At 62.3% G+C, this 17,745-nt stretch carries 22 protein-coding genes and 3 pseudogenes; 15 read left to right on the top strand and 10 right to left on the bottom strand.

Annotated features, from left to right (window positions below; translation table 11 throughout):
* Window positions 1–33: 33 nt before the first annotated feature.
* Window positions 34–942, bottom strand: a complete 909-nt coding sequence (locus tag IWX77_RS00115) for a LysR family transcriptional regulator ArgP (protein WP_327012028.1) — start codon at window positions 940–942, stop codon at window positions 34–36.
* Between the two features lie 72 nt (window positions 943–1,014).
* On the opposite strand from IWX77_RS00115, the gene IWX77_RS00110 reads away from it, so the two are divergent.
* From IWX77_RS00110 to IWX77_RS16870, 3 genes are all read left to right on the top strand, one after another.
* Window positions 1,015–1,641 (top strand): LysE/ArgO family amino acid transporter, encoded by a 627-nt coding sequence (locus IWX77_RS00110; protein WP_196842493.1) that lies wholly within the window; start codon window positions 1,015–1,017, stop codon window positions 1,639–1,641.
* Window positions 1,642–1,805: 164 nt separating this feature from the next.
* The gene (locus IWX77_RS16875; protein ID WP_334353548.1) at window positions 1,806–2,132 is read left to right on the top strand and encodes an SDR family NAD(P)-dependent oxidoreductase; all 327 of its coding nucleotides are present in this window, start codon (window positions 1,806–1,808) and stop codon (window positions 2,130–2,132) included.
* Window positions 2,133–2,139: 7 nt separating this feature from the next.
* Window positions 2,140–2,568 carry an SDR family oxidoreductase gene (locus tag IWX77_RS16870; protein WP_327012026.1) on the top strand — a complete coding sequence of 143 codons (429 nt, stop codon included), beginning with the start codon at window positions 2,140–2,142 and terminating at the stop codon, window positions 2,566–2,568.
* Between the two features lie 188 nt (window positions 2,569–2,756).
* Here IWX77_RS16870 and IWX77_RS00100 read toward each other — a convergent pair whose 3' ends face one another.
* The 4 genes from IWX77_RS00100 to IWX77_RS00085 form a co-directional block, all read right to left on the bottom strand.
* Window positions 2,757–2,909 carry a hypothetical protein gene (locus IWX77_RS00100; protein WP_196842492.1) on the bottom strand — a complete coding sequence of 51 codons (153 nt, stop codon included), beginning with the start codon at window positions 2,907–2,909 and terminating at the stop codon, window positions 2,757–2,759.
* Window positions 2,910–3,152: 243 nt separating this feature from the next.
* On the bottom strand, window positions 3,153–4,403 hold the full coding sequence (locus tag IWX77_RS00095) for an exonuclease domain-containing protein (protein ID WP_196842491.1): 1,251 nt from the start codon (window positions 4,401–4,403) through the stop codon (window positions 3,153–3,155).
* A gap of 60 nt (window positions 4,404–4,463) precedes the next feature.
* Window positions 4,464–5,072, bottom strand: a complete 609-nt coding sequence (locus tag IWX77_RS00090) for a nuclease-related domain-containing protein (RefSeq protein WP_196842490.1) — start codon at window positions 5,070–5,072, stop codon at window positions 4,464–4,466.
* The gene (locus tag IWX77_RS00085) at window positions 5,012–5,281 is read right to left on the bottom strand and encodes a hypothetical protein (protein ID WP_196842489.1); all 270 of its coding nucleotides are present in this window, start codon (window positions 5,279–5,281) and stop codon (window positions 5,012–5,014) included. The genes IWX77_RS00090 and IWX77_RS00085 overlap by 61 nt, the downstream gene beginning before the upstream one ends.
* A 429-nt stretch (window positions 5,282–5,710) precedes the next feature.
* On the opposite strand from IWX77_RS00085, the pseudogene IWX77_RS00080 reads away from it, so the two are divergent.
* Window positions 5,711–6,490: pseudogene (locus tag IWX77_RS00080) on the top strand (cytochrome c oxidase assembly protein); the annotation flags it as partial.
* 118 nt (window positions 6,491–6,608) lie between these two features.
* Window positions 6,609–6,719: pseudogene (locus IWX77_RS16865) on the top strand (toxin); the annotation flags it as partial.
* A gap of 388 nt (window positions 6,720–7,107) precedes the next feature.
* On the opposite strand, the gene IWX77_RS00075 reads toward IWX77_RS16865, so the two are convergent.
* Window positions 7,108–7,500, bottom strand: a complete 393-nt coding sequence (locus tag IWX77_RS00075; RefSeq protein WP_196842487.1) for a hypothetical protein — start codon at window positions 7,498–7,500, stop codon at window positions 7,108–7,110.
* Window positions 7,501–7,669: 169 nt separating this feature from the next.
* Window positions 7,670–8,095, bottom strand: coding sequence for a hypothetical protein (locus IWX77_RS00070; RefSeq protein WP_196842486.1), 426 nt, complete (start codon window positions 8,093–8,095; stop codon window positions 7,670–7,672).
* A 133-nt stretch (window positions 8,096–8,228) separates the two neighbouring features.
* Between IWX77_RS00070 and IWX77_RS00065 the strand changes: the two genes are divergently transcribed.
* From IWX77_RS00065 to IWX77_RS00055, 3 genes are all read left to right on the top strand, one after another.
* The gene (locus IWX77_RS00065) at window positions 8,229–8,474 is read left to right on the top strand and encodes a ribbon-helix-helix protein, CopG family (RefSeq protein WP_196842485.1); all 246 of its coding nucleotides are present in this window, start codon (window positions 8,229–8,231) and stop codon (window positions 8,472–8,474) included.
* Window positions 8,468–8,812: a type II toxin-antitoxin system PemK/MazF family toxin gene (locus IWX77_RS00060; RefSeq protein ID WP_196842484.1), complete on the top strand. Its 345-nt coding sequence runs from the start codon at window positions 8,468–8,470 to the stop codon at window positions 8,810–8,812. The genes IWX77_RS00065 and IWX77_RS00060 overlap by 7 nt, the downstream gene beginning before the upstream one ends.
* Before the next feature lie 146 nt (window positions 8,813–8,958).
* The gene (locus IWX77_RS00055; protein ID WP_196842742.1) at window positions 8,959–9,483 is read left to right on the top strand and encodes a GNAT family N-acetyltransferase; all 525 of its coding nucleotides are present in this window, start codon (window positions 8,959–8,961) and stop codon (window positions 9,481–9,483) included.
* Window positions 9,484–9,597: 114 nt separating this feature from the next.
* Here IWX77_RS00055 and IWX77_RS00050 read toward each other — a convergent pair whose 3' ends face one another.
* On the bottom strand, window positions 9,598–10,179 hold the full coding sequence (locus IWX77_RS00050; RefSeq protein WP_196842483.1) for a recombinase family protein: 582 nt from the start codon (window positions 10,177–10,179) through the stop codon (window positions 9,598–9,600).
* A 292-nt stretch (window positions 10,180–10,471) separates the two neighbouring features.
* On the opposite strand from IWX77_RS00050, the gene IWX77_RS00045 reads away from it, so the two are divergent.
* The 3 genes from IWX77_RS00045 (at window position 10,472) to IWX77_RS00035 (ending at window position 12,748) form a co-directional block, all read left to right on the top strand.
* Window positions 10,472–10,825 (top strand): YciI family protein, encoded by a 354-nt coding sequence (locus tag IWX77_RS00045; RefSeq protein WP_327012025.1) that lies wholly within the window; start codon window positions 10,472–10,474, stop codon window positions 10,823–10,825.
* Between the two features lie 2 nt (window positions 10,826–10,827).
* On the top strand, window positions 10,828–12,051 hold the full coding sequence (locus IWX77_RS00040) for a sigma-70 family RNA polymerase sigma factor (RefSeq protein ID WP_196842740.1): 1,224 nt from the start codon (window positions 10,828–10,830) through the stop codon (window positions 12,049–12,051).
* A 235-nt stretch (window positions 12,052–12,286) separates the two neighbouring features.
* Window positions 12,287–12,748 (top strand): nuclear transport factor 2 family protein, encoded by a 462-nt coding sequence (locus IWX77_RS00035; RefSeq protein WP_196842482.1) that lies wholly within the window; start codon window positions 12,287–12,289, stop codon window positions 12,746–12,748.
* Window positions 12,749–12,862: 114 nt separating this feature from the next.
* Here IWX77_RS00035 and rhuM read toward each other — a convergent pair whose 3' ends face one another.
* On the bottom strand, window positions 12,863–13,711 hold the full coding sequence (rhuM, locus tag IWX77_RS00030) for a RhuM family protein (protein ID WP_196842481.1): 849 nt from the start codon (window positions 13,709–13,711) through the stop codon (window positions 12,863–12,865).
* 273 nt (window positions 13,712–13,984) lie between these two features.
* Window positions 13,985–14,611, bottom strand: a pseudogene (locus IWX77_RS00025) (recombinase family protein).
* A 349-nt stretch (window positions 14,612–14,960) separates the two neighbouring features.
* Here IWX77_RS00025 and IWX77_RS00020 point away from each other — a divergent pair.
* The 4 genes from IWX77_RS00020 (at window position 14,961) to IWX77_RS17350 (ending at window position 17,728) form a co-directional block, all read left to right on the top strand.
* The gene (locus tag IWX77_RS00020; RefSeq protein ID WP_334353547.1) at window positions 14,961–15,971 is read left to right on the top strand and encodes a hypothetical protein; all 1,011 of its coding nucleotides are present in this window, start codon (window positions 14,961–14,963) and stop codon (window positions 15,969–15,971) included.
* Between the two features lie 77 nt (window positions 15,972–16,048).
* Window positions 16,049–16,324: a DUF2834 domain-containing protein gene (locus tag IWX77_RS00015; protein ID WP_327012045.1), complete on the top strand. Its 276-nt coding sequence runs from the start codon at window positions 16,049–16,051 to the stop codon at window positions 16,322–16,324.
* Window positions 16,321–17,268 (top strand): NAD-dependent epimerase/dehydratase family protein, encoded by a 948-nt coding sequence (locus IWX77_RS00010; RefSeq protein ID WP_196842480.1) that lies wholly within the window; start codon window positions 16,321–16,323, stop codon window positions 17,266–17,268. Before IWX77_RS00015 ends, IWX77_RS00010 begins: the two co-directional genes overlap by 4 nt.
* Before the next feature lie 28 nt (window positions 17,269–17,296).
* Window positions 17,297–17,728 (top strand): hypothetical protein, encoded by a 432-nt coding sequence (locus tag IWX77_RS17350; RefSeq protein WP_196842479.1) that lies wholly within the window; start codon window positions 17,297–17,299, stop codon window positions 17,726–17,728.
* Window positions 17,729–17,745: the final 17 nt, after the last annotated feature.

The following is a 17,745-nucleotide window of genomic DNA, read 5'->3' as shown; positions in this document are numbered from 1 at the left end:
CACGGAGAAACGCGCCCCGCGCTGGGGCGACCCCTACGGGTGAAGACTGGCCGCCGCGACCCGGCCCACGGCATCCGTCACCTGATCCAGCAGCCGGGAGGCGATGTTCCAGCGCTGCCAGTAGAGCACCACGTCGATTGGATGCCCCGGCGCCAGTTCCATAAGCCGGCCGTCGTCGAGCTCGGTGAGGCACTGCTGCTCGGGCAGCAGCCCCCAGCCCAGGCCGAGCACCACGGCGCGGGCAAAGTCGGCCGAGGTCGGGATGTGGTGACGCGGGACATCCGTGGCCCGGCCGCCGATGCCGCGCAGGAATCGGTGCTGCAGGTCGTCGCGACGGTCGAAGTTGACCATCGGGGCGGTGTCGAGCCCCTCGAGGTTCGGCCCCGCGGGGCCGGCGACGCCGCCCAGCCAGGCATCGACGAACCGGGGGCTGGCCACAGCCCGATAGCGCATCGAGCCCAGCCGCGCCGAGCTGCAGCCCTGCACCGCCTCGGCCGTGGAGGTGACCGCAGCCATCACGGCACCCGAGCGCAGCAGCGAGGTGGTGTGCTCCTGGTCTTCGCGGTAGATGTCGAAGACCGCGCCGCTGTCGGCAGGCACGGCGGCGAGCGCATCCAGGAACCAGGTGCCCAGGGAATCGGCGTTGACCGCCAGCGCCAGCGAGGTACGGCCGCCCGTCTGAAGGCCCGCGCCGAGCTCGATGGCAACGTCGCCTTCGAGCAACTGCACCTGACGCGCATGCCGCAGCACCACGTCGCCGGCAATGGTGGGAACCACCGGGTTGACCCGCTGGATCAGCACCTGGCCGGCCGCCTGTTCCATGGCCTTGACCCGTTGAGAGACGGCGGATGCTGTGAGCCGCAGCCGCTGAGCCGCCGCCTCGAACGTGCCCTCCTCAACGAGCGCAACCAGGGTGTGCAGGTGGTCCAACTGAAACGCCATCATTAGCCTCGCTTAGGTATGCTTTGAAACCTTAGCTGTACTGCATCGGTTCTGTCTCCTAAATTGGCAATCATGAACCTCGCCGAGACCCTGCTGCCCTCGCTTCTCGGGTTCGGCACCGGGCTCGCCCTGATCGTGGCCATCGGCGCACAAAACGCCTATGTGTTGAGGCTCGGCATCGAGGGACGCACCCGCACCATCCTGCCGGCGGTGCTGATCTGCGCCGTCTCGGATGCCGTGCTCATCTTCGCCGGCATCCTCGGCATCGGCCTGATGGTCGAACGAACGCCCGTGGCGTTGATCGTGATTCGCGTCGTCGGGGCCGCGTTCCTGCTCTGCTACGGCGTCTTTGCCGCGGTGAGGGTCTTCAGGCCGCGCGCCCTCGAGCCCGGCACCTCACCGATCCCCATCAGCACGAAGGTCGCGGTATCGACGATCGTCGCCCTCACCTGGCTGAACCCGCACGTCTACCTCGACACCCTGATCTTCCTCGGTTCAGTGGCCAATCAGCAGGGCGGCGACGCGCGCTGGTGGTGGGGCGGCGGCGCGATCACGGCCAGCTTCGCCTGGTTCTTCGCGCTCGGTTTCGGTGCGCGCCACCTGCGGCCGTTCTTCGCACGGCCGGGCTCGTGGCGCATCCTCGATGCGTTCATCGCGGTCGTGATGCTGAGCCTCGGGGTGCGAATGGCGCTCGGGTAGCAGCGAGCGCCGTGTGGTGGCAGGGTAGGGCCACGCTAACTGTTCGCGCAGCGCGTTTGCCGCCGTAGGACTGCCGCGATGAGCGTACGGTGAAAGGAGAACGCATAGCTTTCCCGGCAATAAATGTAGGAGTTGAAACGATGGCGCGTACAGAAAATGGCAAAGTGGCACTCATCACCGGTGGCGGGCAGGGCATCGGGCAAGCTGTTGCCGAGCGGCTTCACGCTGATGGCTTCAAGGTGGCCATCGCTGACTTGAACTTCGAGACTGCGAGCAAGGTTGCCGAGAAGCTCGGTGGCAAAAACGGCGGTGCAATCGCGTTGCACGTCAATGTCTCCGACCGGGACAGCGTCTTTGGCGCAGTAGATCAAGCTGTTGCTGAACTGGGTGGCTTCGATGTGATCATCAACAACGCCGGGATTGCCCCGCAGTCTCCTCTTGATGAGATCACCGTGGAGAGCATCGAGAAGGTTCTTCTCCATCAACTTTAACGGCGTTGTGTGGGGTATTCAGGCCGCCACGAAGGCATTCAAGGCGCTCGGGCATGGTGGAAAGATCATCAGTGCGGCGTCTCAGGCGGGCCACGAGGGAAACCCGGGAATCGCGTTGTACTCGGCCACGAAGTTTGCAATCCGCGGGCTCTCCCAGTCAGCGGCCAGAGACCTGGCGAAGTACGGCATCACCGTCAACACCTTCGCGCCCGGCATCGTCAAAACCCCGCTCGTGGAGGAGTTGGCGCTGAAGACGGCGGCTCTGGCTGGCAAGCCGGATGAGTGGGGGTGGGAGCAGTTCACCCAGGGCATCGCCTTGGAGCGTCTGGCCGAAGCTTCTGAAGTGGCGGGCGTTGTGTCGTTCCTGTCAGGTCCCGACTCGAACTACATCACGGGGCAGTCGATCCTGGTCGACGGCGGAATGGTCTTCAACTAGTAACAGAAATCGATTCGGGTTTCACTGTGGACGGAGCGCATAGCTCCGTCCACAACCGGTCGTGCTGGGCAAGCGAGTCATAAGAAACCATCCGTTGCATGATGCTCGACGATGAGAAGGTGCTGATGCCGCCTCGCCAATCGCTCGCAATCCACAACGATTGAGCGACCGGCAGTCGCGAGCACTTCTCAGACATGCTGCGCCAGAACACCGGCCAGCGGTTCCTGTGGGCGCTTCGTGATGGCATCCACTGCCTGCACGATGTGCGGCGCGAAACCGCGATCCACGAGGTCGTCAAGTGTCACCGGTGTGTCTTCCACCACGTCGTGCAGCATGGCCACGGGGACCGGTCACCGACGAGATTTCTGCGAGCGCCAGGGCGTCGGCGCGCCGAAAAGCTGTAGACGCTCGCGTCGACCATTTCGCAGGGGGTCTCGTCGATGCGAGCGTGCTCATCAACGGGGCACTTTTTTGGTCTTCTTTTCGAAGATCTCTGACACCATGCTTCGAAATTGCACGCGCGTATCGCCGATTTGGGGCAAACGTTATAGCTCCGCTCTATCGCGTGCTCTCCGATGAGTCGCTCAATCAGGAACCGGATTGCTCCCAGTCAGCCGTTCCAGCGCCACCTCGCCCACAATCGGGATGCCGTAGTCACGGGCCTTCCGCGCCTTGCCGGAGAGCGAATCGGGGTCAGCGGCAACGACTAGTTTAACCTTCTTCGTCACGGCCCGCCACGGGGTGAAGCCGCGCGCTAGGAGTTCGCCTTCCCAGGCCTCGCGCGGGCGGGTCATGTCTCCGGTCAGCACGACCAAGTCGCCGGGCAGCAGCACGAACGCCTGGGCCGGGTCTACCACGGCCAGCGATTCCGACGCCAACAGCGTCGGCGCCTCGAGTGCGGCGGAGATCACCTCGAGGGGCAGTTCGAGCAGGTTGCCGACGTCGACAAGGTCGGCCATCTCATCCGTCGTCAGGATGCCGTCCTCCCACGCAATGCGGGTCAGCCCGGCGAAGTACTCGAGGTGCAGCGCCTCACAGCTCTGCCGGCTGATGCCGAGCTCGTCGGCCAGCTGCACCAGGGCCTCGACCTCGTGCGCGGAGAGGTGCCGGTCGAGCAGGCAGCGGTCGAGCAACGCCAGGTAGTCGATGTACTCGGCCGGTCCGGCCACGTCGGGCAGGTGATGCGTCATACGGGCCAGGAATGACGCCGCCGTCATCGGGTGCGCGGAATCCGGCCGCGGGTACCAGGCAATCTCCTGAGCCGGCATTCCCGGCCACTGGTAGTCGACGGCCGCGCCAATGTGCTTGGACCAGAACGCCGGGTTGTTCGCCGACTCGACGTAGGCGCCGAGCAACCGCGCGGTGGCGGTCGCGTCGACGGATGCCCGGTGTGCGCCGTCGAGTTCGATGTCGTAGGCCGCGCAGCAGTCCGCGAGCGACCGGCCCGTGCCGGGGAGGAAGTCGCGGGCCAGCTGCATGGTGCAGAGCGTGACCAGGTTCGCGTTGGTCCAGTGCCCGGCCCGCTGCAGTTCGGCGATCAGGAAGCGGCTGTCGAAGCTCGCGTTGTGCGCCACCACCACGCGCCCGGCCAACAGGTCGACCAGCCTCGGGGCGATCTGGTCGAAGGTGGGGGCGTTCATCACATCCGCGGCACGGATGCGGTGAATGTCCTGGCGGCCGAGGTCCCGGCCCGGGTTCACCAGGGTGTCCCAGTGCCCTTCGATCCGGCCGAGCGTGTCCACATGCACGATGGCCACCTCGATGACCCGGTCGTTGCCGGTCGGGAAGAGGCCCGTGGTCTCGAAGTCGATCACGGCGAAACCGGGTCCGGACATGGGGTGCTCCTCAGAGGTGGATTGGAAATTCAACTGTCAGCGGTTGCGGGTTGCGCTGGCTCACTGGGCGCCGGAAAAGAGCAAGCCGATGATCGCGGTTACCAGGGGCGGTCCCACCACGACGAAACCGCCGAGGATCCCGACGAAGGAGGCCATCTTCCACGCTGTTCGCCTGACGTGCGCCGCCCGCACTTGCCGGTCAAGGGCCGCGAATCGCACCATCAGGTTCTCGGTTGGCGGCGCGGTTGGAGGCGACCAGGTGCCGGGATTGTCGATGATCGCGACCAGCTCCAGCAGGTCGGTTGGCGTCAGAATGATGGGGAGTTTAATCAACCAGCGTCGAAGATTTGTGGCGTCGAGCACCTTCACGCACCCGGGCCGCTTCTTGAACGTTAGTGATTTGGGGTTGACGAGTGCGATCGCCGGGTGCGCTTCGGGGAGCTGCGGCATCCGCTCCCGGAGCAGTTTGGTGACCCGAATGGCCTCAAAAACGGCGTTGCGGATATACGGCTGCTTCTGACCGGAGACCATCAAGGTTTGCCCGGCCACCCAGATGGGCTTGCCCGCGTGGTTCTTGGTATTGATCGTGACGATGCCGCCGGGGCCGACTACGAGGTGATCGATGTCGGCGCCCTTTGTGCCGATTGGGAGAGCATGGAGACGGTCCACTCGGGCGGCAGCGCAGCGAGAATTCGGCCGACCTCCATCTCGCCCTTCGCCCCGAGGTACCAGCTCACGCTGTCGGCACCGAGCGGTGAATAGCCGAAGATCCGGGCGAAAGCCGTACGATCGGGCCTGCCGACATGCTGCCGCAGTAGTTCCTCGATGACCGATTGGGCAGCGATCCGCTCCCCCATGGTTGGTGCCTGCGCTGTCATTGATCTCGTGTCCCCCGGGTTCAATCTAGCGGGTTAGCGGACCCTCGACCGTGCGTAGGATGCTGGCAGCGCAGGGCCTGCCGATCTCCCCGTGCCGTGAGAAAGAAACACCGTGACCTATTTCGAAGTGTGCGCCATCGTGATCCACGACCGGCGGGTTCTGGTGATGTTGAGAAGGGTCTCTGCTGACGCATGGCAGCGGGGGCTACGATAGCGCGCGTGCTTCCGCCGTGACCCGCAGAAAGTGCGGTACGGCGTGGGCGCTCGCGCTGGGGTGGCTCGCGGTCTTTGTGAGTTGACAAGCCTAGGGAGCGAGCGTGCCACCTCTCCTCACCTACCTCACCGCGTGGCATCTCGACCCCGTAGCCCTGATTGTTCTTGTGGTCGTAGCCGCGCTCTACGCGCGGGGGCTGCACGCGGCGGGGCGCCGCGTGCAGCCGCTGGCCATCCTGGCGCATCATGGCGTTCTACGCGCTCGGACTCGGCTCCTACGCCTATATCTCCTTCGGCTTTCTCGGCGTGTACAGCACCGAGCTGCGCTGGGCGTTCACGACTCGCATCGCCCTGCTGCTGCTGGCCGTTCCGGCATTCATCAGCATGGGCAAACCGGTGGCTCTGGCCCGATTGGCGATGTGCGAAACGGATGCCTCCCGGCTCGACCGCTTTCTCGACTCGCGACTCATTCGTCTCACCGGAAACGCTGTCTTCGAACCGATCTTCTCCTTCGCCCTGTTCATGATGTTTCTCACGACAATCAGCGGGGTGGTGCGTGGCAGCCTCGCCGGGCAGTGGGGCGTGAGCATTCTGATTCCACTGATCGGCGTGCTCACGGTGATTCCCCTTATCGAGAACACCACCCTGCATACGAGCCTCTTCATCTCGGTCGAATTCGTGCTCGCGTTCGCGGCCTTCGTGTTCGACGCCATTCCAGGCATTCTGCTGCGCATCAACGAGACCGTGCTCGACGGTATCGGGGCCGCACCGGGCGTGGTTCCCGGCTGGTTCCCCAACCCACTGCGCGACCAGCAGCTCTCCGGTGACATTCTCTGGTTGCTGGCCGAAGTCTTCGACGCGCCGATGCTGATCATTCTGCTGATGCGCTGGCACAAGGTGGACCGGCGCGAGTCGAAGTTGATCGACGACCTGAGCGACGACGAGGTGGCGGCGTTGACGCGCGCACATCTGCAGGGTCGCGGCGGGCAGGCCTGATTCGCTGGCGCCTTCCACTGTCGAGTGTGCGACAGCGATAGCTCTCGATTGTTCCACCCATGCCGTGCGAGGGTGGGCGTCAGCTTCCGGTTGCCAGCGCCGCGCGGGCCAACAATCACCAGCCCGCCAGCTCCGGTTGGGGTTCGACACCCAAGGACGATTGCTCGAAATAGTTGTGCTCGTCTTCGACAGTGGGACCGAACTCATTATCCACGCGATGGAGACGTGACCTCAGATGCTCGACGTTCTGCCTCAGTCCTTGATCGGCGCCCGTCACCTGGCGACATATTCACGCGAGTCGATTGACGATGTGATCGAGCTTGACTTGGTCGCCCCGCGGCCGAAAGCCCGCCATCCACCGCTTCACGAACGATCGAATTCGACACACGACCGTTGTTGCGTATGACACCCGGGAGCAGGCTTAATCTCGGGCGGGACCTACAGGCGGCACACGCTTACGCACACGGCGCAACCCGACCGGTGCACCGGAGTGTCCGCAAGGCCTCCGGCCTACGGGCAGCGTCGCCTGACCACCCCAAGGGCATCACCCTGCCGGGTCGTGCGAGCGCTGGCGCGTGCCTGGGGAAGGTCGTCTGGGAAATGCTCCAGCTCCAGCTTCACTGATCGACTTCGCCTCTATCCGCCGGCCGATTCCGGCGTCGGAGCTTGCGAATCACCTTCTGCCAACCCGTCAACGTCCTCATCCCAGGGTCAAATTCTTTCCGCCAATCGAAGTGCTCACGCTCGGTCTGTGCTTCCTCAGCTCCGAGAGGGAGCCACTCGAATTGGCCCTCGCTTTCCAACTCCACCAGATAGTCGGCGTCATCGATGTAAAGATCGCCCGGCGCATCCCTACGGAAACTTGGATCTACTACGAGCGTCCACCAGCCGTCGACGGTCTCCGGGTATGCGAAAAGGAACCGGCCCGCCCACGGCCCCGAGTGAATTTTCGCTACGCGGCCTCGGTCGCCCCAGAACTCCCCGGTTTTCCACTCCACGATTGTGACCATAGACCCAACAACCTGCCGATAGCGAGAGAGACCGCAAACGGACTCGACACCACACATTCCACGATGAGGCACAGTGCCCGTAGGACGACCGGCGTGCGGGCACGTAACGGGCCGTCATGCGGGCGGTGAGGAACCGGTTGACGAGCGTATGGCGAAGAACTCGTGCCCGTCAGCCTTCATCGACCAAGGTCCACCACGCCACATCGATCACGCAGAGGACATCTTCGGTCTCGCGGAAGAAGACGTCGCCGGGATGCTCGTCTCCTGGAGTCGCGCCACTCGGCAGGCCTTCCAGGTTGATGCTCCACTGCGGATCGAGCGGAACTTGAGCTTCCCAGAACTCTGCAACGAACCGCCCCGGTTCGCCCGCGGATAGGCCGACCCAATCGTTCGGCGTGCCGAGATCTACTTCGGCATCTGCACAGACGAGATCTGTTGCTCCGTCCTTGGCAATGTCCTGGATCAGGTTCTCGGTTGTCCCGATCACGCGAGCGCCGTCGGCTCCCCATATCAGAGTGTCGACGGAGCACCCCGACAAAGTCATCGAGCACGCGACCGCAAATCCGGCAAGAGCAAACGAGCGGAGCGTTTTCATCTGATGACAGTACAAGGGCACGCACCCAATTCAATTAGGGGAGCGGATCTCGCAGGATTCGTTTTGTCAACGACGCGGCCGGCGAAGGATCGTTCATCGTAACTTTCCAGTCATACCCGGTTATACTGATGCTATGAAGACCGCAATCTCTCTTCCAGACGAAACTTTCGACCGCGCGTCTCGCCGTGCGCTTGAGCTTGGTATGAGTCGTTCGGAATTCTTTGCCCGAGCGGCCGACCGCTATCTTAACGAGTTGGACGCTGTTTCCGTGACGAAACAGATCGACGAAGCCCTGGCAGGGATCGACAATGACGAGTCCAGTGTCGCTGCCATTGAGGCCGGACGCCGAGTTTTGGCAGGCGGCACCGAGGAGTGGTGATTGAACGCGGCGGAGTCTGCTGGGCGGACCTTGGCGATCCAGTCGGTAGCCGTCCCGCGAACCGACGGCCCGTTCTGGTCATTCAGTCCAACTCCTACAACGAGAGTCGATTGTCGACGGTCTTGGTCGCAGTGATCACTTCGAACACTGCCTTAGCGACAATGCCCGGCAACGTGTTCCTGCCCTCGTCAGTGACCGGCCTGCCGCGCGACTCCGTCGCAAACGTCACCGCGCTGGTCACGCTCAACAAGTCCGACCTGGGCGACCACGCTGCACGAATCCCCGACAGTCTCCTTGATGAGGTCGATCGAGGGCTGCGTCGCGTGCTGGGTCTGTAAGTCGACCCGCAAGCGGATCCCATGCGGGCAAGTGAAGCTGGTCAAAAGCGGGGTTCGATCGCGCTAGTTCCGGAGGGTGCAACGCAGCCCGGTGACGGACCGGATTGCGGACGCTTTGACGACGCGTTGTGGAAGAGTTAGGCGTGATGTGGCCAGCACCCGAGCAGGTGGAAACGGAACGGTTCTTGTTGGAACCGCTCTCAGTCGACCACGCTCCGGAGATGGTCAGGGTGCTGGCTGATCCGTCGCTCTATGAGTTCATCGGTGGCGAGCCACCCACTCCCGAAGGGTTGGTGCGGCGCTACGTCGCCCACTCGGTGGGGCAGTCGAACGACGGCTCGGAGTGGTGGCTCAACTGGGTTATCCGCCACAAAGTTTCCGAAGTCGTGGTCGGTTTTGTTCAGGCCACCGTTGAAGGCGAAACAGGGAAACTGAGCGCCGATATTGCGTGGGTCGTGGCACCTAAAGCGCAGGGGAATGGCGTTGCTACCGAAGCGACGCGAGCAATGATCCAATGGCTGCGGGAACGCGGCGTTGGCTCTTTCGGCGCCTTCGTACATCCTCAGCATCATGCCTCTATGGCGGTGGCAAAGAATCAGGGTCTTGCACCCACGTGCACGATGGAAGATGGCGAGACTCGATGGGAGCTGAACATCGGCGGCGACCGATAGTCGTTCCGCTTGTGACACGGCTCGCCCATCGGACTAACTGCTGCCGGTCCCTCGGTTCGGCTGTCCCGTTGCTGAGTTGCTTGGCCCGACAACGAGAGCCGGCGAGTGTGTGCCTCAGCGGTCCACAGATTGTCGTTGAACGGTTCGGTACACGGTGGAGCGGGCGACATTGAACAGCTCAGCGAGCTCGGCGGTCGAATGCGTCCCCGCATGGTGCACTTCCATGAGGTGACGTTGCTGGGTTGTCGGCAGCTTCGGCTGTTTGCCGCGCAGGTGGCCTTTCGCTTTGGCCACTTGCATTCCTTCTCGCGTTCTGGCGCGGATGAGGTCGGATTCGAACTCTGCCACCATCGCCAGGACGTTGAACAGCAGACGCCCCACCGGATCGGTCGGATCGTGCACGGATCCGCCAATGCTGAGTTTGACGCCCTTGACGGTCAGTTCATCGATGATGTCTTTCGCATCCCGCAGGGAGCGGGCCAGTCGGTCGCGTTTGGCAACCACAAGAGTGTCGCCGTTCCGGCAGTCGGCCAAGGCTTCGCGGAGTCCTGGTCGTGCCCGGTTGGTGCCGGTGAGTCCGTGGTCGGTGTAGATCAGGTTCGATCGAACGCCGAGGGCTTCCAGGGCGTTTTGTTGGGCGGTGAGATCTTGCTCGTTCGTGGATACGCGTGCATATCCGATCAGGAATTCATTCATAGCCGGAACGCTGCCTGTCGGCCGAGCCAGAGGTCAAGAATAATCCCGTAAGCGGCCCCTATGCGGGCACCCGTCCCGGACTGCGAATCCCATCAATTAGCCACTTTCGAAGGATCGAATTTCGCGTCCGGTCACCGTCCTGCTTATGAAGACGTTCTTCTGTGCCGCTTCGTGCGTTACCTCTCGCAGAAAATCGATGGAAGAATCCTCGGACGCGGTGTCGTATCGGCGCGGAGCCGTTCGTAGCATAGACAAGGTGGCCAGAGGGGCTGCCACGAGCGGAGTAGTGACCATGACGCAATACCTGATGTCGGTCTTCGGCCCGGCGGAGCGCAGCGAGTTCGGCAGCTACCTGGACAGAGAGACGATGGTGAAGGCGATGGCGGACACGGGTGTCTTCAATGAGCGGCTGCAAGCCGCGGGCCACTTCGTCTACGCAAACGGCCTTGCCTCGGCGATGACTGCGACCGTCGTCGATGGCCAGGGCGACACCCCGGTCTTCAGTGATGGCCCGTATTTGGAGTCCAAGGAATACATCGGTGGATTCTGGATCATCGAGGCTGTCGACCTCGACCATGCGCTTGCGCTGGCCGCCGAGGGCTCGAAGGCATGCCAGGGCAAAGTTGAGGTCCGTCCGTTCCAGTAACCCTGGTCGAGCAGGCGATCACCCGGGTCTACCACGAGGAGTGGGGCCGGGTGGTGGCTGGGCTGGCGAGACGTTTCGGTGACCTCGACGTCGCGGAAGAGGCGGCGGCCGAGGCGTTCGCGATCGCCGTCGAGCGAATGACGGCCGATGGCATACCCGCCAACCCCGGCGCCTGGCTGACCACCACCGCCAAACGCAAGGCCATCGATCGCATCCGGCGCGAGAACACACGCGACGACAAGCAGAGGCAGGCCCAGATGTTGACCGACAACAGCCCATCCGACCCGGTCGGCGCCATCGACGACGACCAGCTTCGGCTGATGTTCACCTGCTGTCACCCTGCCCTCGCGACGGAAAGCCGGGTGGCCCTGACGCTGCGCATGGTCGGAGGTCTGACCGTGACCGAGATCGCCCGAGCCTTCCTGGTGCAGGAGACCACGATGGGGCAACGGATCACCCGCGCGAAGGCCAAGATCAAGGCGGCTCACATCCCGTATCGGGTGCCGTCGGCGGAGGATCTCCCGGCGCGCGTCTCCGGCGTACTCGCGGTCCTCTTCCTGATCTTCAACGAGGGCTACCTGGCGACCGGCCACGACACCGATCCGGTACGTCGCAACCTGACCGCCGAAACGATCCGGCTCACTCGCCTGATACGTGGGCTCCTGCCGGAGTACGGTGAGGTGACCGGGCTGCTGGCGCTAATGCTCCTGACCGAAGCCCGCAGTGCTGCCCGAGTCTCAGCACGCGGCGAATTGGTCACCCTGGACCAGCAGGACCGGGTGGCTTGGAATGATGCGCTCATGACCGAGGGTCATCGGCTGGTGGGCAAGCGTCTCACTGCTTTGGTTGCACCGGGTCGCTACCAGATCCTCGTTGCGATCAACGCGGTTCACACATCCGCTCCCGATATTCGCGACACCGACTGGTCGCAGGTCGTCGCCCTCTATGACCGTCTCGTTCTCCTCGACCCCTCGCCGATCGTCGCGCTGAATCGGGCCATCGCGGTCGCCGAGCTGGACGGACCCGAGGTGGCCCTGGCGACCGTCGACCGACTTGAGGACATGCTGGCCGGCTATCACGCCTACCATGCGACTCGCGCCGATCTGCTGCGACGGATGGGCCAAGACCAGAAGTCGCGCGCAGCATACGACACGGCCATCGAACTGGCAGGCAACACTGCCGAGACGGCCTATCTCACCCGCCGTCGTGACCAACTGAGCAAATGATGCGACCGGATCCTTCGCCGAAACCACCCTCAAAACGCCACCCGCGCGTGCAGACAAAGCAACTGGCCCTCCTGCCAGACTTCGCATGGCGACGCATGGCAGATCGGAGAGTTGACCCACACCTGTCGCAATAAAGGTTCGTTGAGCGGAACGGATTTCGCCCCGGACACCACCGAAGCCACAAGCCTTCCCGAAGGGCCCGCGAACCTGCCAGAACATCCGCTACGGCGTCGGAATGTCCGGTACGAGAACGACGACGGTTCTGGCGAGCCTACACGCCGCCGCCGGTGAGGCGGCCACGTTCGATACGAGGTGGCATCATGAGCGGATGGATGCTTCCACGATGATGAGGCGTCTGGCCGACGTCATCGATTCACGCGACTGGGACGGACTGCCGGAGCTGCTGCACAACGACTTCGCCTGCCGCTACGTTCACACGGGGGAGGTTTTCGATCACGCCTCGTGGGTGCGCCTTAACGCTGAATATCCTGGCTTTGACCACCTCGTGCTCCAGGACTATGTCGGAAACGGTGATCGGGCCGCGGGACGGTCGCACGTCACAGGCTTCGTAGACGAGAAGCTTCAGCACTTCGAGGTGGCGACCTTCATCACCCTGCAGGATGGGCTCATCGTGGAGATGACCGAGGTCTGGGCAGACGTCGACGCGAAGGCTCCAGAAGGCACGCGACCCCCCTAATACATGCCCTCCCCGCGGACAGCAGTGACCAAGTTCATAGGTGACCGCAACACGTTCCCCTTGCGGACAACTTCGGCACCGAAAATCTATCTAAGGCGGGCGTCCACGGTGTGTTTAGAGAGCCCCGTCGAGCATGTTCGTCACGAGTTGGGTGATGGTCTCTTTTTCATCCGGTCTGCTCATCGCGGTCATCAGCGTGATAGCGGCAAGGGCATTGCTAGACACCATGTCCTCACCGTTGCCGTTTTGCAACGCGCCGTTCAGGCTGAGGTAATACGTGAATAGTGCGGCGGCGCTGCGCTTGATTCCATCCGAGAATGGGTGATCTTTGACTACGAAGTACAACAGGTGGGCCGCTTTCTCCTGCACTGTCGGATACAAGTCCTGGTCGGCATATGCTTGCTCAGCTGCTCCGAGAATTCCATGGAACGAACCGTCGCGCTCAGAGCCGAACATCTCGTCTTTCGGAAATTGTTGCGCGAGCTCGTCGACTATGGCCCGCGCCGTCACGTAAACAAGCTGTTCCGAGGGTTCTGTGCCGCGCGGTTTCTTCAACGTGCCGTGGTCATACTCGTCCAGTAGATTGAGTGCCGGCGAGTAGCGGCTCAGAATCTCGGCGATGCCTGCCAGCTCCGGATTTTTGGAGCGCTCAAGCATGCGGGCCATCGCGCTGATCTGTTCGAGCCGTGAATCATTGGTCGCAACACCTGCGATGACGTACCGCATGAGTACATCGCTCGCCCAGCGACGAAATCGGATACCTTCCGATGACTTCACGCGGTAGCCGACCGAGAGCACGACGTCCAAGTTGTAGTGATCGACTTGACGCTCGACCGTTCGGTCTCCCTCTTGTTGAACTATTGCGAATTTTGCAACAGTTGGGAGGCCGGAAAGCTCCTCGCGCCTGGCATTCGCGACGTGCCTGCTGATAGTCGAGAGGTCTCGGCCAAAGAGCGTCGTCATCTACAGCTGGGACAACCAGACCGCGTCGCCGTCGGTGCGAACGTCCAAGTTCACCGAACCGTCTGCGGACACATATAGCTCAATCTCGCCCACCGGACCTCCATTCACCGCACATCGCGATTTTCTACTCACCCTGGTGCATGACCGCGGCCAGTTAGGAGCAACTCTTGCAGATTTTGCAAGAGTTGCTCCGGCGTCAGTTTGATTGTCTCCTCAAGCGGGCCGGGTGAGCATTTCGCGGCTGCCCCATTTCAGCCCCGCAAACCGGTGTTATCAGGCTGGGGTGGCGACGCAATTTGGCGGTTCAGTACCGCGCTTTGCGTCCAGTGCCAGTTGTCGTTGCACAGTCCGATAGACGGTCGAGCGGGCGACACTGAACAGCTCGGCAAGTTCAGCAGTGGAATGAGTGCCGGCCTCGTGCACTTCCATCAGATGACGTTACTGCGCGGTGGACAGCTTGGGTTGCTTGCCACGCAGATGACCTTTGGCCTTGGCCACTTGCATCCCCTCGCGCGTTCGAGCGCGGATGAGATCGGATTCGAACTCTGCCACCATCGCCAGAACATTGAAGAGAAGCCGCCCAATTGGGTCGGTCGGGTCATGGACGGATCCGCCGATGCTGAGCTTGACGCCTTTGATGGTGAGTTCGTCCACGATGTCTTTCGCGTCCCGAAGTGAGCGGGCCAACCGGTCAAGTTTGGCAACGACTAACGTGTCACCGTTCCTGCAGGCGGCCAAGGCTTCTCGCAGGCCGGGTCGTGCCCGGTTAGTGCCGGTGAGTCCGTGGTCTGTAGAGATCAGAGTCGATCTGACGTCGAGGGCTTCCAAGGCGTTTCGTTGGGCGGTGAGATCTTGCTCGTTCGTGGATACGCGAGCGTATCCGATCAGATATTCATTCATACCGGAACGGTGCGCTTCGCCTGATCCAGCGGTCAACAACAATCCCGAAAGCGGCCCCCAGCCGGGCACGCCTCGCGCACCGGAAAAACCGTCGACTGGCCCCGCCTCAAGGACCGAAATTATCGCCCCGATGAGGGTCCCGCGTGCGGGCTCACTTCGACTCCTTGTCGTGACATGGATGCAAGCGGAATGGTCCGCGGCCGGTGGGTGTTCTGGTGCGGTGAGTCCGAGGCTTAGTGCTGCCAGCTTGGGCCTGAGGGGTACTTAGGCTTGCGTCGGCTACATAGATACTGTTACTATCCGACAGTAATACTATCTGCTGCTACTCCCCATTCGATTGAAGACTCCGATGCCCAATCCCTCGCTTCTGTCCGCTCCCCTGCTTCTGCCCGCTGGCAGTCGCCAGTCCTTCGTGGCGGAGGCGAAATGGCACCGACCGCTTTTGTGGCTTGCGATTGCCATGGGCATTCTCACTATTGTGTGCATCTTCGGTCTGGTCGTTGACCCGCGAACCATGACTGGTGCGCCGATTTGGGCGAAGCCGCTGAAGTTCTCGCTTTCGATTGGTCTGTATACCCTGACGCTGGCATGGCTCATCGGGATGCTTCAGCGCTTCAAGCGAATGGCGTGGTGGGCTGGGACTGTTGCTGCCGCGTTCCTTTTGGTGGAGATCGTGATCATCGTCGGTGCGGTCATCGCGGGGACGACCAGTCATTTCAATGTCTCCACACCGTTCCATGCGGCATTGTGGGGCGTGATGGCCGTCTCGATCATGATTGTGTGGACGGCCGCCCTGCCAGTGATGGTCGTCCTGTTCCGAACCGATCTCGGCGATGCCACCCGCACCGTTGCGATCCGCGCCGGTTTCGTTGTTGCGCTGATCGGCATGGCGCTGGCCTTCCTGATGACGCTTCCAACGCCGGACCAGACGATGAACTATCAGGGAATCATCGGTGCCCATACGGTCGGGATTCCCGACGGTGAACCAGGGCTGCCTCTGCTCGGTTGGAGCACTGTTGCCGGCGACCTCAGAATCCCGCACTTCGTTGGAATGCACGCCCTGCAGGTCCTACCGCTTGCAGCGATCATCCTCGAACTTCTCGCGGCCCGTGTCCCTGCCCTTCGCAAAGCACGGACGCGCCGCAACGTGATCTGGGTCATCATCGCCCTTTTCGTCGGAATCCTCACCGTACTGACCGTCCAAGCACTCGGTGGTGAATCTATCGTCCGCCCCAACGGATTGGTCCTCACCGTTTCAGCACTCCTTTATCTCGGCGCAGCAACAGCAATCGCGATCATCATCGGCCGCAACAAGCGAACGCGGGGTATCTGCGCCGCAACCGCTGAGGTGGACGCGTGACCGGCGACCGCAAAATCCTGGCAGTTGTGTACCTCGTGGTCAGCGCAGTCGGGCTGGTGGGCACCTAGACCTGGAACCTGATCTCCATTACTGAAAACCGGAACCTCGTCGGCGACTGGCTATCAAGCGGGCCAGCGGTCTCCTCCCTCAGCCTCGACATTCTCATCGGCGCCATCGTTGCATCGATCTTCATGATCATCGAAGGGCGCCGGCTGCAGATGCGTTTCGTCTGGGCCTACGTGGTGCTCATCCCGATCGTTACCTTCGCGTTCGCTTTCCCGCTCTTTCTCGCCATGCGCGAACGAGCACTTACCAGCATGAATAACAAAACAGATAAGGACACATCAAAATGAGCAAATACCTCATTGCTGGCGCCGGAACCGTCGGTAAGACGCTCGCCGCTCGCCTCAACGCGCGAGGAGATAGCGCGCACATCGCAAGCCGCTCCGGCACGGCGGTGGATGGCGCCCAGACTCTCACACTCGACGTCACCGACACGGCGTCCTTGACTGCCGCCGCCCGTGGCTGTGAGACCATCTTTTTGGCGACCAGCCCGATCGAATACCACCGTTGGGCAGAACTGTGGCCTCCGATGTTCCAGGCGGCACTCGACGCAGCCCATCAAAGCGGGGCGAAATTGGTGATCGCTGGCAACCTCTACGCCTACGGCGAAGATGCTGCGATGCCGATGACAGAACAGAGCCCACTGTTGACCACGGAGGCCAAAGGCCTGGTCCGCAAGAACGGCTGGGAACTCGCTCTTGCCGCGCACCGACGCGGCGACATTCAGGCCGTCGAAGTCCGCGCCAGTGACTACTTCGGCCCAGGCGCCGGGAAAACGGCCCAACTGGGCGGCGACTTCTTCAAACCGGTGATGGCCGGGAAAAAGCTGAAGATCTTCGGCAGCGCCACGCAGAAACACTGCTGGACCTTCCTCGACGACTTCGCGACAACCCTGATCGCAGCCTCGGACTATCAGGGCGAATGGGGACGCGCCTGGCTGGTTCCCACCGATACACCACTCAGCCGCACAGAAATCACAGCGAGAGTCAACATGCTCACCGGTCAGCACGCACAAGTCACCCCATACGGGTCGGCACTTCTGCGGATGCTGGGCCTCTTGTCGCCGACGATCCGTGCCGCGAACGACTCTGCCTACCAATTCAACCGACCCTTCGTGGTCGACGCCACGGAGACCACCAATCTGCTTGGCGTGACCGCAACACAGTGGCAAGACGCGATCCCTACGTGTCAAGGTCGAGTGAGGCCAGTACCTAACAGCAAGTTCGCCATTTGACGTAGGGCGAGAATCAGGAATCATCACCATGTCCAGCCAGTCCTTGATCGCCGTGCGCGACGATAGTCCTATGAGTAGTTCCGGACCCCGAGCTGGTGGTCCGACCAGAAGGTCCTTCACGCCAGCGCAGAAACTTCAGTACCTAGCCGCGTATGACGAGGCCATCAAAAGCGGCGACGGGGGTGCCTACCTGCGGACCGAGGGCCTGTATTCGTCCCAGGTCACGGAGTGGCGCAAGCTACGTGACGCGGGTGTCCTGGCGGGGAAGAAGCCCGGGGAAAAGATTGGCCGGTTAACGCCGGAGCAAACGGAAATTGCCCGGCTGCGCCGCCAACTCGACCAGACCCAGCAGCGTTTGGAAACGACGGGGGTGGCCTTAGAAATCATGTCAAAAATGCACGAGCTCTTGGAAAATCTTTCGAAGAGCTCGCGGGACGAAACACCGCACACGAAACCATGATGACCACTTACCGCGAC

Origin of the sequence: Cryobacterium sp. CAN_C2, assembly GCF_015751745.1 — a bacterium.
Lineage (GTDB): Bacteria > Actinomycetota > Actinomycetes > Actinomycetales > Microbacteriaceae > Cryobacterium.
Note: the sequence above shows the minus strand (reverse complement) of the source record. Positions and strands in the feature narration are given on the sequence as shown.

Coding starts and splice junctions, on each gene's coding strand:
- IWX77_RS17350 (WP_196842479.1), top strand. CDS start 17,297: ATGTCCAGCCAGTCCTTGATCGCCGTGCGCGACGATAGTCCTATGAGT.
- IWX77_RS00110 (WP_196842493.1), top strand. CDS start 1,015: ATGAACCTCGCCGAGACCCTGCTGCCCTCGCTTCTCGGGTTCGGCACC.
- IWX77_RS00045 (WP_327012025.1), top strand. CDS start 10,472: ATGACGCAATACCTGATGTCGGTCTTCGGCCCGGCGGAGCGCAGCGAG.
- IWX77_RS00050 (WP_196842483.1), bottom strand. CDS start 10,179: ATGAATGAATTCCTGATCGGATATGCACGCGTATCCACGAACGAGCAA.
- IWX77_RS00115 (WP_327012028.1), bottom strand. CDS start 942: ATGGCGTTTCAGTTGGACCACCTGCACACCCTGGTTGCGCTCGTTGAG.
- rhuM (WP_196842481.1), bottom strand. CDS start 13,711: ATGACGACGCTCTTTGGCCGAGACCTCTCGACTATCAGCAGGCACGTC.
- IWX77_RS00065 (WP_196842485.1), top strand. CDS start 8,229: ATGAAGACCGCAATCTCTCTTCCAGACGAAACTTTCGACCGCGCGTCT.
- IWX77_RS00035 (WP_196842482.1), top strand. CDS start 12,287: ATGTCCGGTACGAGAACGACGACGGTTCTGGCGAGCCTACACGCCGCC.
- IWX77_RS00020 (WP_334353547.1), top strand. CDS start 14,961: ATGCCCAATCCCTCGCTTCTGTCCGCTCCCCTGCTTCTGCCCGCTGGC.
- IWX77_RS00070 (WP_196842486.1), bottom strand. CDS start 8,095: ATGAAAACGCTCCGCTCGTTTGCTCTTGCCGGATTTGCGGTCGCGTGC.
- IWX77_RS00095 (WP_196842491.1), bottom strand. CDS start 4,403: ATGTCCGGACCCGGTTTCGCCGTGATCGACTTCGAGACCACGGGCCTC.
- IWX77_RS00055 (WP_196842742.1), top strand. CDS start 8,959: ATGTGGCCAGCACCCGAGCAGGTGGAAACGGAACGGTTCTTGTTGGAA.
- IWX77_RS00075 (WP_196842487.1), bottom strand. CDS start 7,500: ATGGTCACAATCGTGGAGTGGAAAACCGGGGAGTTCTGGGGCGACCGA.
- IWX77_RS00010 (WP_196842480.1), top strand. CDS start 16,321: ATGAGCAAATACCTCATTGCTGGCGCCGGAACCGTCGGTAAGACGCTC.
- IWX77_RS00085 (WP_196842489.1), bottom strand. CDS start 5,281: ATGACAGCGCAGGCACCAACCATGGGGGAGCGGATCGCTGCCCAATCG.